General features: G+C 70.9%; 13 protein-coding genes. 7 read left to right on the top strand and 6 right to left on the bottom strand.

Annotated elements, in window-relative coordinates:
• The first annotated feature begins 176 nt into the window (after nucleotides 1-176).
• Together ACQEXA_RS42340 and ACQEXA_RS42335 are read left to right on the top strand one after the other, a co-directional pair.
• Nucleotides 177-1,412: an exo-beta-N-acetylmuramidase NamZ family protein gene (locus ACQEXA_RS42340; protein WP_432925972.1), complete on the top strand. Its 1,236-nt coding sequence runs from the start codon at nucleotides 177-179 to the stop codon at nucleotides 1,410-1,412.
• An 81-nt stretch (nucleotides 1,413-1,493) separates the two neighbouring features.
• Entirely contained in the window at nucleotides 1,494-2,858 is a 1,365-nt protein-coding gene (locus tag ACQEXA_RS42335) for a serine-threonine protein kinase (RefSeq protein WP_432925974.1), read from the top strand.
• A gap of 23 nt (nucleotides 2,859-2,881) precedes the next feature.
• On the opposite strand, the gene ACQEXA_RS42330 is transcribed toward ACQEXA_RS42335, so the two are convergent.
• Nucleotides 2,882-5,662, bottom strand: coding sequence for a penicillin acylase family protein (locus ACQEXA_RS42330; protein ID WP_432925976.1), 2,781 nt, complete (start codon nucleotides 5,660-5,662; stop codon nucleotides 2,882-2,884).
• 273 nt (nucleotides 5,663-5,935) lie between these two features.
• On the opposite strand from ACQEXA_RS42330, the gene ACQEXA_RS42325 reads away from it, so the two are divergent.
• Nucleotides 5,936-6,538: a hypothetical protein gene (locus ACQEXA_RS42325; RefSeq protein WP_432925977.1), complete on the top strand. Its 603-nt coding sequence runs from the start codon at nucleotides 5,936-5,938 to the stop codon at nucleotides 6,536-6,538.
• A 151-nt stretch (nucleotides 6,539-6,689) separates the two neighbouring features.
• Here the strand turns inward: ACQEXA_RS42325 and soxR are convergent, their stop codons facing one another.
• Nucleotides 6,690-7,202, bottom strand: coding sequence for a redox-sensitive transcriptional activator SoxR (gene soxR, locus ACQEXA_RS42320; protein ID WP_359391722.1), 513 nt, complete (start codon nucleotides 7,200-7,202; stop codon nucleotides 6,690-6,692).
• Nucleotides 7,203-7,318: 116 nt separating this feature from the next.
• Between soxR and ACQEXA_RS42315 the strand changes: the two genes are divergently transcribed.
• Nucleotides 7,319-7,780: a MaoC family dehydratase gene (locus ACQEXA_RS42315; protein WP_432925979.1), complete on the top strand. Its 462-nt coding sequence runs from the start codon at nucleotides 7,319-7,321 to the stop codon at nucleotides 7,778-7,780.
• On the opposite strand, the gene ACQEXA_RS42310 is transcribed toward ACQEXA_RS42315, so the two are convergent.
• The 3 genes from ACQEXA_RS42310 to ACQEXA_RS42300 all read right to left on the bottom strand — a co-directional run bounded on the left by ACQEXA_RS42310 (nucleotide 7,771) and on the right by ACQEXA_RS42300 (nucleotide 9,966).
• Nucleotides 7,771-8,418, bottom strand: coding sequence for a TetR/AcrR family transcriptional regulator (locus ACQEXA_RS42310; RefSeq protein ID WP_432925981.1), 648 nt, complete (start codon nucleotides 8,416-8,418; stop codon nucleotides 7,771-7,773). The two genes, ACQEXA_RS42315 and ACQEXA_RS42310, sit on opposite strands and share 10 nt — an antisense overlap.
• A gap of 90 nt (nucleotides 8,419-8,508) precedes the next feature.
• Nucleotides 8,509-8,754 carry a YiaA/YiaB family inner membrane protein gene (locus tag ACQEXA_RS42305; protein ID WP_359391719.1) on the bottom strand — a complete coding sequence of 82 codons (246 nt, stop codon included), beginning with the start codon at nucleotides 8,752-8,754 and terminating at the stop codon, nucleotides 8,509-8,511.
• Between the two features lie 60 nt (nucleotides 8,755-8,814).
• Entirely contained in the window at nucleotides 8,815-9,966 is a 1,152-nt protein-coding gene (locus tag ACQEXA_RS42300) for an acyl-CoA dehydrogenase family protein (protein ID WP_432925983.1), read from the bottom strand.
• Between the two features lie 94 nt (nucleotides 9,967-10,060).
• Here ACQEXA_RS42300 and ACQEXA_RS42295 point away from each other — a divergent pair, with 94 nt between their 5' ends.
• The 3 genes from ACQEXA_RS42295 to ACQEXA_RS42285 all read left to right on the top strand — a co-directional run bounded on the left by ACQEXA_RS42295 (nucleotide 10,061) and on the right by ACQEXA_RS42285 (nucleotide 12,472).
• Nucleotides 10,061-10,702 (top strand): TetR/AcrR family transcriptional regulator, encoded by a 642-nt coding sequence (locus ACQEXA_RS42295; RefSeq protein WP_359391717.1) that lies wholly within the window; start codon nucleotides 10,061-10,063, stop codon nucleotides 10,700-10,702.
• Nucleotides 10,703-10,757: 55 nt separating this feature from the next.
• On the top strand, nucleotides 10,758-11,474 hold the full coding sequence (locus tag ACQEXA_RS42290; RefSeq protein WP_432925985.1) for an ArsR/SmtB family transcription factor: 717 nt from the start codon (nucleotides 10,758-10,760) through the stop codon (nucleotides 11,472-11,474).
• 62 nt (nucleotides 11,475-11,536) lie between these two features.
• A complete protein-coding gene (locus ACQEXA_RS42285) occupies nucleotides 11,537-12,472 on the top strand; it encodes a DMT family transporter (protein ID WP_433132695.1) in 936 nt (311 codons plus the stop codon).
• Between the two features lie 256 nt (nucleotides 12,473-12,728).
• Here the strand turns inward: ACQEXA_RS42285 and ACQEXA_RS42280 are convergent, their stop codons facing one another.
• Entirely contained in the window at nucleotides 12,729-13,811 is a 1,083-nt protein-coding gene (locus ACQEXA_RS42280) for a Zn-dependent alcohol dehydrogenase (protein WP_432925989.1), read from the bottom strand.

Below are 13,811 nucleotides of genomic sequence, written 5' to 3'. Positions count from 1 at the left end.
GGACGTCAGACTAACCAGTCGGTATGTGACGAGGGAAGAGGCGGCCCGTGGTGCACGGAACGAGGAAGCCGCACGTGCCGGGTCGTGTGCCGGGAACGTATGGTTCCTTCCACAGCGCCGGGGGCCGCACTAGCGTGCGTGGTCATGACAGTTCCGTCGATCACGGAGGTCACCCCATGAGGCTGTCCAGACGAGGGCTGCTGGCCGCGGCCACGGCGGCCGTGTCGCTCCCCGCACCCGTGGCGTCCGCCGCCGCGGGCGGCCGGCGGCTGCGCACCGGCTTCGAACGGCTCGCGGCCGGCGGCTACGCGCCGCTGGCCGGGCAGCGCGTCGGCATCGTGACCAATCCAACGGGGGTCACCAGGGACGTACGGCACATCGTCGACGTGATGCACGCCGACCCCCGGGTGAACCTGGTCGCCGTCTTCGGCCCCGAGCACGGCTTCCGGGGCACCGCTCAGGCGGGCGGCTCGGAGGGCCGCTACGACGACCCGGCGACCGGCCTGCCCGTCTACGACACGTACCTCAAGAGCGGTCAGCCGCTGGCGGACGTCTTCACGGCGTCCGGCGTCGACACGGTCGTCTTCGACATCCAGGACGTCGGGGCCCGCTTCTACACCTACATATGGACGATGTACGACTGCATGGAGGCGGCACAGCTCGCGGGCAAGCGGTTCGTGGTCCTGGACCGGCCGAACCCCGTGACCGGGCGGTCCGCCCAAGGACCGGTGCTGCACAAGGAGTTCGCGTCCTTCGTGGGACGGCAGCCGATCTCCCAGGCGCACGGGATGACGGTGGCCGAGCTGGCGCGGCTGTTCAACGCGGAGTTCCTCGCCAAGCCGGTCGCGCTGGAGACCGTCCTGATGACCGGCTGGAAGCGGTCCGACTTCTTCGACGCCTCCGGCCTGCCCTGGGTGCTGCCGAGCCCGAACATGCCGACCCCCGACACCGCGCTCGTCTACTCGGGGACCTGTCTCTTCGAGGGCACGAACCTGTCGGAGGGGCGCGGCACCACCCGCCCCTTCGAACTCCTCGGCGCCGAAGGGATCGACGGGCGGTGGGCCGCCGAAGCGGAGCGGCTGGGGCTGCCCGGCGTGCACTTCCGGGAGGCGTACTTCGCGCCCACCTTCTCGAAGTTCCAGGGCAAGACCGTGGGCGGTGTGCAGATCCATGTGCACGACCGGGCCGCGTACGACCCCGTGCGCACCGGGATCGCGCTGCTCGTCACCGCGAAGAAGGTCTGGAGCGGATTCGCCTGGCGGTCCGACGACTGGATCGACAAGCTCACGGGATCCACGCGGGTCCGCACGATGATCGACGCGGGAGCGACGGCCGACCAGGTCGTGGCCGCCTGGCAGGACGAGCTGGCGGCTTTCCGGCGTGTCCGCAGGGAGTATCTCCTGTACGGATGAGTCGTGACGTATGGCCAACCCTCCCCGGCGGCAGGACGATGCGCCCACAGTGCACTGGGCCTCGGGGCAAGGGAGTCCGTCATGGCGGTACCGGCAATGAGCGTGAGTCCCTACTGGGAGCTGACCTTCGACGCGGACGGCGACGTGGACGGGCCGGAGAGGGACCGGCTGCTCGCGGAGGTGAGCCGGCAAGGGGTGCGGGACCTGCTGGTCTTCGCGCACGGCTGGAACAACGAGCGCTCCGGCGCGAGACGGCTCTACGGCCGGTTCTTCGCGCCGGTGCCCTCCCTGGCACCGGGGGCGCGCCTCGGGTATGTGGGGGTGATCTGGCCGTCGATGATGTTCACGGACGAACCGATCCCGGACTTCCCGCCGACGGCGGTGGCCGCTGCCCCCACTCCCCCGCGTCCGCAGCTGGACAAGGGCAGCCGCCATGCCCTCCTGGAGATGTTCCCCGGCCGCGCCACCGTGGTGGAGCAGATCGTCCGGCTGCTGGAACAGCACCCGGACGACGACGCCTCCCTGGAGGAGTTCGGGCGTCTGGTACGGCTGTTGGTGGAGGTGCGAGCCGGAGGGCCGCAGGCCGGGTGCGCCGCGGACACGCTGTCGGAGCAGGTGGCCGGGGGCGATCCGCTGATGCTGCTGGGCGACACGGCACGGGTGTGCCATGAGTTCGCGCGGGCGCTGGAGCGGGTGGAGTCGGGCGACGGAGAGGCTTCGGGGGCCGCGGGGTTCGCGTTCACGCCGAAGGGTGTGTGGGACGGGGCGCACGAACTGCTGCGCCAGGCGACGTACTACGCGATGAAACGGCGCGCGGGCACGGTCGGGGAGCACGGCCTCGGACCGCTGATCGGGCAACTGGCCCGGACGGCGCCGGACGTGCGCGTCCATCTGGTCGGGCACAGCTTCGGCGGGCGGCTGGTGTCGTTCGCGCTGCGCGGGCTGCCCGACGGCGTGCGGTCGGTGAAGTCGGTGACGCTGCTCCAAGGCGCCTTCTCGCACTACGCGTTCGCCGCCCGGCTGCCCCAGGACCCACATGCGAGCGGCGCGCTGAACGGGCGGCACAACCGCATCGACGGTCCGCTGGTGTGCTGCTACTCCCGCTTCGACTCGGCGCTCGGCACGCTGTATCCGATGGCGTCGCGGATGGCGGGCGACGACCGGTCGGCGGCCGGCGAGTTCCCCGGCCCGGTGGAGGGCTTCGACATCGGCCGCCTCCTCGGGCCTCAGTGGGGGGCGATGGGCCACGACGGGGTGCAAGCGGTCGACGGGACGCGGAACCTCACGCTCGCCGACGCGCTGACGAGGAGCCTGCCGACGTCGGGCTGCGTGAACGTCGACGCGTCCTCGGTGGTCTGCCGCGGCGGCCCGCCGTCGGGCGCGCACAGCGACATCGTCCACCGGGAACTGGCCCAGGTGGTGCTGGCGGCGGGCCGGGTGAGCTGACTCGGCCCGCCGCCCGGGATGGCCTACCGGTGCGACGTGTACTCCACCACCTGCTGGAACGTCGGCCGGTTCTGCCAGCTGATCCTGCCGTGCTTGATACCGCCGAGGGCGCGCTGAGTGATCGAGTCGGCGCACCACTGGTCGCCCGCCGAGCACTGGTCGTCGCCCGGGTACACCTGGGAGGCGGTCATGCCGGCGGCCTGCTTGAGGGTGCTGATCAGGGCGTCACGGCAGGCGCTGAGGCTGCCGCCGCCGCAGTACTTCTGCGCCAGCGGGCCCTGCACCGGCCGGCCCAGCACCGCCCGGATGTCCTTGTCGACATAACTCCACCAGCCGTACTGGAAGGAGCTGCCGGCGTGCGACCCGGTCGGGCCGTGCGCCGCCGAGGGGGACTCGTCGACCGGCAGGTTGGCGGTGATGGCCGCGTACAGGTCGCTGCCGAGCCCCGGCTCGAACTCGGCCTTCACCAGCAACGGCCACCAGGCGTCCAGGATGCGGATGGCATCGGCGTCGGCGTACGTCTTCGAGCCCGCCGAGGTCTCCGTGCGCCGTGCGCCCGCCGACACCCACGCGGACAGCTTGCTCACCGCCGCCGCGGCCGCCGGGTCCGTGACGGTCGAGCTGTTGACGACCGCCAGCAGCTTCGGCAGCACGTCCTCGGCCCGCAGATCGGCGAGCGCCGCGTCCGCCATCGCCTTAGTCAGCGAGGCGCGGGTCACCCCGCCGGCCGCCACCAGCTTCTTCACCCGGTCCTCCAGCAGATTGCCGCGGTGGACCGGGCCCTCGCCCCAGGGAGCGGCCGTGTAGTCCTTGGCCTGCTTGTTGTTCCAGGAGATGTAGTAGTCCTGGTCGATGGAGTTGGGGTGCTGGGACGGCGGTGTGTAGTCCGCCGTGTTCGTCGCCGGGTCCCAGTTCCGCCACTCGTACGCGGTCTGGGCCCACACCGGGAACTCGGCGTCGACACCGCTCGCGCGCACCGGGTTGTCGCCGCTGTTGTAGTACGCGGTGTGCTGGGAGTCGGCGTAGAACCAGTTGAACGTGTAGTTGATGTGCTGCACGGCACTCTGGAAGTCCTGCGGGCCCTTGACGTAGCCGGGGTCGTTCAGCATCTGGAACCCGATGATCGAGTCGGCCTCGTGCTGGAAGGACGAGCGCAGGGTGGTGTAGGCGACCTTCTTGCCGCCGACGGTGGCGCGGTACTCGACGGGACCGTACTTCGTCCGCCAGACCCGCATCGTGTAGGACCCGGCCGCGGTTCCGTCGGCGACGGTCGGGGACCAGGCGTTCTTCTGCTCGATCTTGTCCATGGCGGTGCAGGTGCCGTGGTACAGGTAGTGGTAGTCGTCCTGGCACAGCTCGACCGCGTAGGTGTCGATGATGTCCTGGCCGGAGGTCGTGGCACTCCACGAGTAGTCCTGCCCGCGGCCCAGTTCGACGTACATGCCCAGGCCCGCGAACGAGGCACCGCGTGCGCTGATGCCCGGGCCCTGGATCTCCTGGAGCATGAGCAGCTGGGGCGCGAAGTAGCCGGTCTGCGGTCCGAAGACGGCGACCGGGTGACCGCTCGCCGTGTACTTGCCACTCACCACGAGGGCGTTGGACATGCCCCGCTTCGCGGAGGTCAGAGCGGTGGTGGCGGCGGTCTTGGAGGCACGGGCGGCGCTCGCGCCGGCCGCGCTGCCGGTGCGGTCGTAGACGAGCGGCTCCTGGGTGACCGAACCGGCGTCGGGCAGTGCCGCGCCCTGCGGGCTGTCGGGCTTCGAGGCGTACGGGAAGCTCTCGCCGTTGTGGACGGTGAGGACGGCCTCGGGGTCATTGCGCTCGCGGAAGGACTCCCAGACCGCGGTGCCCTGCTCCACGCCGTACTTGGACTGGGCGGCGAGCAGCGAGATGGCGTTGTTGACCTCGCCGCCGCCGCCGGAGCCGAACAGCGCGCCGATGACGGAGGCCAGCGCGACCATGTCGGTGACCTTGAAGTGCTCGATGGTGCCGGCGTTGGTGATGGCGTCCTTGTGGCCGGTCAGGACGTACTCGCCGGGGAAGTAGCGCCCGCTGTCGGAGGCGTCGATGTAGGCGTTGACTCCGGCGAGGTAGGCGTTGACGTCGTCGAGGGCCTGCTTGCCGCGGTCGCCGGCGCCGGCCACCGCGCGGTCGATCTGGGCCTGGAGATCGGCCTCGGTGTACGGGGCATTGCGCCAGAACTCCTGCTCAAGGCCCTGGTTGGCGGCCGCGCCGCCGGCGAAGGAGGTCAGCTGGCCGCGTCCGACATGGCGGAAGACGTCCATCAGCCACAACCGGTCCTCGGCCGCCGCGTATCCGGCGCCGAACTCGGTGCCGTAGCGAGTGGTGCCGGTGATGTGCGGCACACCGGACTTCTTGTCGCGGACGATCGTCACGTCGCTGCGGCCCGCGGGTTTCTCGGAGGAGGCGACCTGATCGGACGGGACGCCGAACGACGCGTCGTTGAAAAAGTTGTTGATCTTCGCGTCGGTGAGCGTGGAGTAGCCCGTGGCCAGGTTGGCGTACGGGCCGAGCTGGTCCTCGGCGTGGCTCGGCTGGGTGCCGAAGGCCTGGTTGAGGAGGATCTGGGCGAGGGTGGCATTGCCGTTCTCGCCCGGTGGAAGGATGTCCGAACACTGACCGCCGCAGTAGTCGTTGGAGGCGGCCGCTTCGGCCGTACCCGCGGCGACCGGCGACAACAGACCGGCGATGAGCACGCATATCGACGCGGTCTTGAGGAACTTGGGAAGCCTGCGAGGAGTTCTCAGTCTGTCGAGGGTGGTGCGTGGGGTGCGCCGTGGCATGGCAGCTCCTCCCGACGTTGGTGGGCGGACGTTACCGCCGGTATCCCCGGGAGTGAATATGAACATGCGTCAACTTTTCGGAATGACAAGGGTCAAGTGGAGCTCTCGACGGCGACCGACGGCATGAGGGACAACCGAGAACCGTGGCTGATGGAGGTCATCGGAAAACGGATGGAGCCGAATCGCTTGTCGATACGTCTATTCGGCGGCGTCCGTGCGGACGTCGCCGAAGTGACCGAAGTACAGCTGCAGGTGTGACGGAGGTGCAGGGCGATGGCCGGTTTCCGGAGTCTGGCGAGACAGGTGCGCGACCAGCGGTGTGATCTGGCGCTACGCCGCTACTCGCTGCGCAAGTGCCTTGAGAAGTTCGCCCCGTACGGGCATCGGGCGACCTGGGACCATCTGTGCTCCCGGGCCGGGTTCGGTCCCGAGGACCGCTCCCCCGACCCAGTGCGGCTCGTGGCCGCACTGGAGGAGCTGGAGGAGGCCCGTTCCGTCTGGCTCGCCTACGAGGCCGGGTTCACCGAGCGCCGCAGGCGGGAGAAGCACGACGGACTGCGCAGGCCGGGCAGTGTGGACGACTGGCACCGGCTGACCTGGGGCGGCTTCGGGGTCGCCTGGTGCGACGACCCGAAGGTCCACCCCCATGAGCCGCTGGCCGAGGTGCTGCGCCGGATCATCTCCGCACTGGAGCACGGGCCGGGCTCGGTCTGCCCGGTGTGCACCGGCGAGCGCCTCGTCTGGATGTATGGCCTGGCCCACGAGCCCTCGTCGGGCCCGGTCTGCACGGACTGCGGCATCGTCGTTCCGGCTCCCGTTCTGACACCCGAGACGCTGACGGCGACCAGGCGCGTGCGCCTGCTGGTGTCGGCGTGAGCACAGCCCTCGGAGCGCGGGGGTGCGCCGGTGCTGCCGCACCCCCCGTTGTCAGTGGAGTCCGGCACCGTCGGTGACCTGGTCCGGGTCCGGAGGGCCTGGTTCAGTACAGGCGTCCCGGCGCTGCCCGCCCGTGGGAGGACGGGGTCGTTCAGCAGCAGTTGTCGGCCGCTTCCCTCTGCTCCGGCGTGCGTGGCGCCCGCCTGGATCCCCGTTCCACCATCAGCCGCGACCCCGACTGCCGTTCGCCGATGATGTCGTCCGGATTGGACAGCACACACGTCTCCAGCGACAGGCAGCCGCAGCCGATGCAGTCCGTGAGATGGTCACGGAGCCGGCTCAGCTGGCGGATGCGCTCGTCCAGTTCGGCACGCCAGGCCTCGGAGAGCCGGGCCCAGTCCGCACGGGTCGGAGTCCGCTCCTCGGGCAGTTCGGCGAGCGCCTCACGGATGGTGGCCAGCGGGATGCCGACGCGCTGGGCGGCACGTACGAAGGCGACCCGGCGCAGTGTGTCGCGCTGGTAGCGGCGCTGGTTGCCCGCTGTGCGGCGGCTGCTGATCAGACCCTTGGACTCGTAGAAGTGCAGGGCGGAGACGGCGGCGCCGCTGCGCGCGGACAACTGGCCTACGGTGAGCTCGTGGATGGTCTCGGGGATCTGGGGCACCCCGCAGAGCCTACCCACCGCGTCACACGACCAGTCCGTTGACAGGGAACCCGGACGGGACCATGCTAAGCAGTTGCTTAGGCAAGGGTGACTTAGTGACGCGAAAGGCCGGGAACATGGCAGAGCCGAGGACCTTCACGTCCGCCGACGACCTGAAGGCGGCGGTGGGCGAGCAACTGGGATACACCGACTGGGTGGAGATCGACCAGAAGCGGATCGACCTGTTCGCGGACGCCACGGGCGACCACCAGTGGATCCATGTGGACCCGGAGAAGGCGGCCGCCGGCCCCTTCGGGACCACCATCGCGCACGGCTACCTCACGCTGTCGCTGCTCCCGCTCTTCGGACCGCAGCTGATCATGGTCGAGGGCGTGAAGATGGGCGTCAACTACGGGACCAACAAGGTCCGTTTCCCCGCGCCGGTCCCCGTCGGCTCACGCCTGCGCGCGACCGCGACGATCAGCGGAGTGGAGGACGTGCAGGGCGGGGTCCAGACGGCCGTCGCCTTCACCGTGGAGTGCGAGGGCGGCGACAAGCCCGTGTGCGTGGCCGAGTCGGTCGTGCGCTACTACTTCTGAGCCCCTAGGGGCTGCTTCTCCGCACCCACCATCCGCAGGACGAGGTCGGCGTAGAGCGCGCCGACCTCGTCGGGGGTGCGGGGGCCGTCGATGTTGAACCAGCGGGCCACGTCGATGCACAGGGAAAGCACGGCGAGGGTGGTGGCCCACACGTCCAGCACGTCGAACTCGCCGGCCGCCACCCCGTCCTCGATGATGCCCCGCACCTCGGCGTCGCACTGCCGGCGCAGGGCGACGATCTCGGCCCGGGCGTCCGGTCCGAGGGCGTCCAGTTCGTACTGCACGACCCGCGCGGTGGTGCGCCGCCCGGCGTGCCAGCGCACGAAGGAGCTCACGGCGTCGGCGAGCCGCTCCGCGGCGCTGCCTTCACGCCGGGCCGCCGTACGCAGGATCTCGAGCGCCTTCTCGTGACCGATCCGGCTGATGCGGTGCAGCAGCTCTTCCTTGGTCTTGTAGTGGATGTAGAGCGCGGCCGGGCTCATGCCGGCGCGCCCCGCGATGTCGCGCGTCGTGGTGGCGTGATAGCCCCGCTCGGCGAAGGCCTCGACCGCGGCGACCAGCAGCCGCCGGGCCGCGTCGGGGGTCACCTCGACCCACGGCTCCATCTCGCCGCCGGCCGTCTCCTCCGCCGTAGTCATCGCTCGCCCCTTCCACTGGCAGGACGAACACCATACCGCCGAAGGTGAGCGGGCGCTTAGCGTGCCCGCTCACGGCGTGGGAAACATCCCTCAGAGTTTCTCGAAGGGGCTGTACACCCTGTGGGCCGTCTCCTGCCGGTCACGGATCACCTTGGCCAGGGTGAAGGCGGAGGTCACGAGATAGAGCACCGCCACACCGAGGAAGGCCCGGACCCAGGCGTCGGCGTGCAGCTGGTAGATCCCGATGGCGGTGGCGACCATGGCGACGGCGAACGATGCCACCGCCTGGCCGTAGAAGGCGGCTGTGCTCAGTGGCTTGACCGGTATGTCACTCATGCGGACCAGGGTGGCCGGATGTGGCCGGTGCCACATCCGGCGGGATACTCAGACAGGTACTCAGAACGCCGAAACGCCCGTCAGCGCCCGCCCGATGACCAGCTTCTGGATCTGGCTCGTGCCTTCGTAGAGGGTCATCACACGGGCGTCGCGCAGGAGTTTGCCCGCCGGGTACTCGTCGATGTAGCCGTAGCCCCCGAAGACCTGGAGCGCGTTGTTCGCGGCGCGTACCGCCGCCTCGGAGGCGAAGAGCTTGGCCTTGGAGGACTCGACGGCGAACGGCCGGCCGCGGTCGATCAGATCGGCGACCCGCCAGGTCAGCAGCCGCGCCGCGTCCACATCGACGGCGATGTCGCTGATCAGCTCCTGGACGAGCTGGTGATGGGCGATGGTCCTGCCGAACTGCTCTCGCTCGGTGGAGTACCGGACCGCCGCCTCCAGGGCGGCCCTGGCTATGCCGACACAGCCCGCCGCGACCGACATGCGCCCCTTCGCGAGGGCCGACATGGCGACGGAGAAGCCCTTGCCCTCGGCACCCAGCATCGCCGAGGCCGGCACGCGGACGTCCTCGAGGACCAGCTCGGCGGTGGCCTGGCCGCGCAGGCCGAGCTTGCCGTGGATGGTGCGGCGGCTGAAGCCCGGAGCGTCCGTGGGCACCAGGAAGGCGGAGACGCCCTTGTGGCCCGGGGCGTCCGTGGAGCGGGCGAACAGGAGCACGACATCGGCCCAGGTGCCGTTCGTGATGAACATCTTGGTGCCGTTGATCACGTAGTCGTCGCCGTCGCGGACGGCCCGGGTGGTGAGGTTGCCCGCGTCGGAACCGGTGCCCGGCTCGGTGAGCCCGAAGCAGCCGACGTACTCGCCGGAGGTGAGCCCCGGCAGCCAGCGCCGCTTCTGCTCCTCGCTCCCCCAGGCGGCAATGGTCTTGGCGACGAGCCCTAGCGAGACGGACACGATCCCGCGCACGGACGAGTCGCCGCGGCCCAGCTCCTCGGTCACCAGGCAGTAGGCGAGGTGGTCGCCGCCCGAACCGCCGTACTCCTCGTCGATGGTCAGCCCGAGGAACCCGACCTCGCCCAGCTTCTTGACGATCGACCGGTCGACCTCCTCGACCCGGTCCCAGTCGACGACGTGCGGGGTGATCTCACGGTCCACGAAGTCCTCGGCCAGCCGCCGGACGGCGACCTGCTCCTCGCTGAGCTCCAGGTTCACGACGCGTCACCCCAGGGAAGTCGGGAAGGTCTTTGAAATCCGCACATTTAAATTAGCACTGCTAGTTTATGTCCGCAGCCCTACTATGAGCGCCATGGCCCGACCGCACAAGCCCCTCCTCAGCACCGACCGCATCGTCGACGCGGCACGGGCCCTGGTGGACGCGGAGGGCCTCCCCGCCGTCTCCACGCGCCGGCTCGCCGCCGAACTCGGGGTCAGCGGGCCCTCCCTCTACAACCACTTCCGCACCAAGGACCAGATCCTCGAGGCGGTGGCCGACTCGGTGAGCGCCCAGGTCGACCTGTCGATGTTCGAGGACGGCCGGGACTGGCGGACCGCGCTGCACGACTGGGCCGTCTCCTACCGGGAGGCGCTGCGCGACCACCCCAACATCGTGCCGGTGCTGGCCGGCGGGCCGGGCCGCCGCCCGGCCGCGCTGCGCCTCGCCGACGCCGTCTACGGTGCGATGGTCGACGCGGGCTGGCCGCCCCCGCAGGCCACGTCCATCGGCGCGGTCATGCGCTACTTCGTCATGGGCTCCGCGCTCGGCTCGTTCGCGGGCGGCTTCGTCGACGACGAGTCGGCGTACGACCCGGCCGACTACCCCCACCTCGGCCAGGCCCACCTTCTCGCCGAAAAGCAGGAGAAGATCGACGACCGGGCCTTCGAGACCGGGCTCACGGCGCTGCTGGACGGGCTGGAGCGGCAGTACGAGCAGGTGGGACGCCCCGCGTAGGACGGCCCGGCATCCTTCGGCGGGCGCCGAAGTGTCCGTACCCCATGCTGGAGTCATGACGAGCCGGAAGGAAGCGGGGGCGGCGGGTCTGGCCCGACTCGCCGGGCTGATCGCCGACGAGACGCGGGCCGGCTGCCTGCTCGCGCTGCTCGACGGACGGGCGTGGACCGCCGGTGAACTGGCACGGCACACAGGTGTCGCGCCGTCCACACTCAGCGAGCATCTGGGCAAGCTCGTCGCGGGCGGACTGCTCGCCGAGGAGCGGCAGGGCCGGCACCGGTACGTCCGGCTCGCCGATGCCCGGATCGCCCAGCTGGTCGAGGACCTGACGGCCCAGGTCTCGCCGGACTCCGGGGCCCGGCGTACCCGCACGCTGGGTGAGGCGAGCGCCGGTTCCGCGATGGCCAGGGGCCGTACCTGCTACGACCATCTCGCCGGGCGGCTGGGCATCGCCGTCACCGACGCACTGACCGAGCGCGGGCTGCTCCGCCAGGACACGGGGTTCGCGCTCACGGACGCGGGGCTGCGGTGGTTCGATGCCGCCGGGATCGTCCTCGACCGCCGGGGCCGCCGGCCGCTGGCCCGTGCCTGTCTCGACTGGACCGAGCGCCGCCCCCATCTCGCGGGTGTCGCGGGCGCGGCCCTGTGCCGGCACGCCCTGGCCGCCGGCTGGTGCGTGCGCATCGGGTCGGAGCGGGCCGTGAAGGTGACGGAGACGGGTGAGCGGGCGCTTTCGGAACTGCTGGGGATCGAGGCCGCGGCGCTGAGCTGAGCGCCGACGTGCCGTCCAAAATCCGCGAGTAATGGCGTCCCTGCCCTCCTAGCCTCTGGAGCATGATGAACATCTCCCCCGCCCGTCTGGCCGCCGGAGCTGCCACGGTCAGCGTCGTGCTCTGGGCCTCCGCCTTCGTCTCGATCCGCAGCGCGGGTGCCGTCTACGCACCGGGTGCCCTGGCACTCGGGCGGCTGCTCGCCGGGGCGCTCACGCTCGGGATCATGTGCGCCGTACGGCGGGAGGGGCTGCCGCCGCGTGCCGCCTGGCGTGGCATCGCGATATCCGGCCTGCTGTGGTTCGGGTTCTACATGGTCGCCCTCAACTGGGGCGAGCGGCAGGTGGACGCCGGCACCGCGGCGCTGGTCGTCAACATCGGCCCGATCCTGATCGCGCTGCTGAGTGCGCGGCTGCTCGGCGACGTCATGCCGCCGCGGCTGCTGGCGGGGATGGCGGTGTCCTTCGCGGGTGCGGTGACCGTGGGCCTTTCCATGTCGGGGGAGAGCGGTTCCTCGGTGCTCGGGGTGGTGCTGTGTGTGCTCGCGGCGATCGCGTACGCCGCCGGTGTCGTCTCGCAGAAGCCGGCGCTGGGCGCGGCGAGCCCGCTGCAGGTGACGACGTTCGGGTGCCTGGTCGGAGCGGTGGCTTGTCTGCCGTTCGCCGGGCAACTGGTCCACGACGCGGCCGGCGCCCCGCTCTCCGCGACCCTCAACATGGTCTACCTGGGCGTCTTTCCGACCGCGCTCGCCTTCACGACCTGGGCGTACGCCCTGGCCCGTACGACGGCGAGCCGTATGGGCGCGACGACGTACGCCGTGCCCGCGCTGGTCGTTCTGATGTCCTGGCTGTTCCTCGGCGAGGTGCCGGGACTGCTGACGCTCGGGGGTGGCGTGCTGTGCCTGGCCGGCGTGGCGGTCTCGCGGTCGCGTCCGCGCGTCTCGCCCCCGGGCGGGCCCGTCGTGCCGTCCGCGCCCCGGCGTGAGCCCACGCTGGACTGACCGCCCGGGGGTCCGCCGCCCGGGACCGCCGATCGCCGACGGCTTCGCCTCGACACCCGGACGGTCTCCTACGCCGGCGGGCCCCGCCAGAGACACACCGACAGAACACCACCCGGCGCCCGCCAAGGACACACCGGGCAGAACACCACCCGGCGGACCCCGCCAAGTACAGACCGGGTCAGAACACCACCCGGCCGACCCCGCCAGGCACACACCAGTCAAAAGACCACCCTGCGCCCCGCCAATCACGCACGGATCAGAACACCACCAGTGCCCGTCCTCCCCGGCCGCCCACCATGTTCTCGAAGGCGCCCGGGATGTCCTCCAGGCCGATCCGTTCCGTCACCAGCGCGCCCAGGTCCAGGCGTCCGGCCCGTACGTGTTCCGCCAGGACCGGCAGGTCCTCGGCCGGGTTCGAGTTGCCGTAGATGCAGCCCGACAGCGTGCGGCCCCAGTGGAAGATCTCCAGGGCGTTGAAGGTGACCTGCTGGTCCTTGCCCCCGATGCCGACGACCGTCGTACGGCCGCCGCGGCGCGTGGAGTCCCAGGCCGCGCGAATGCTGACCGCGCGGCCCACGCATTCCACGGCCACGTCGACGCCCTGCTTGTCCGTCAGACCGCGGATCTCGCGGGGCGTCGTGTCGGAGGCGAACAGGAAGTCGGTCGCGCCCGCCTGCCGTGCCAGGTGCTCCTTCTCGGGGGAGACGTCCACCGCGATGATCCGTGCCGCGCCCGCGATCCGTGCCGACTGGAGGGTCGCGAGGCCCACTCCGCCGGCGCCGAAGACCGCCACGGTCTCCCCCGGACGAACCTTCGCCGCGTGGTGCACGGCGCCGTATCCCGTGAGCACGGCGCAGCCCAGCAGGGCCGCGTCGATCAGCGGCACCCCGCCGGGCAGCGGCAGCACACAGGACGCCGCCACCACCGTCTCCTGGGCGAACGCGGCCACGTTCAGACCGGGATGCAGGTCCGTGCCGTCGTCCCGGCGGCGGGCGTGGACGTCGCCCGAGCCGGTCAGCGCGTTCGCGCACAGCCACACCTCCCCCAGGGCGCAGGCGGGGCAGGCACCGCAGGACGGTGCCCAGTTGAGGACGACGTCGTCGCCCGGCGCGACATGGGTGACGTCCTCGCCCACGGAGACCACCGTCCCCGCGCCCTCGTGGCCGAGCACGGCGGGCACCGGCACCCGCATGGTGCCGTTGGACAAGGACAGATCGGAATGGCAGACCCCGGCGGCGGCCAGCCGGACGCGGACCCGGCCGGGACCGGGCTCCGGAAGCTCGATCTCGGTGACCTCCAGCGGGGCACCGACGGCGGGCAGGACAGCGGCTCGGACCAT

Origin of the sequence: Streptomyces sp. CA-106110 (genome assembly GCF_050936285.1) — a bacterium.
GTDB lineage: Bacteria > Actinomycetota > Actinomycetes > Streptomycetales > Streptomycetaceae > Streptomyces.
The sequence above is the reverse complement of the archived record's forward strand: the minus strand, read 5'-3'. Positions and strand labels throughout refer to the sequence as shown.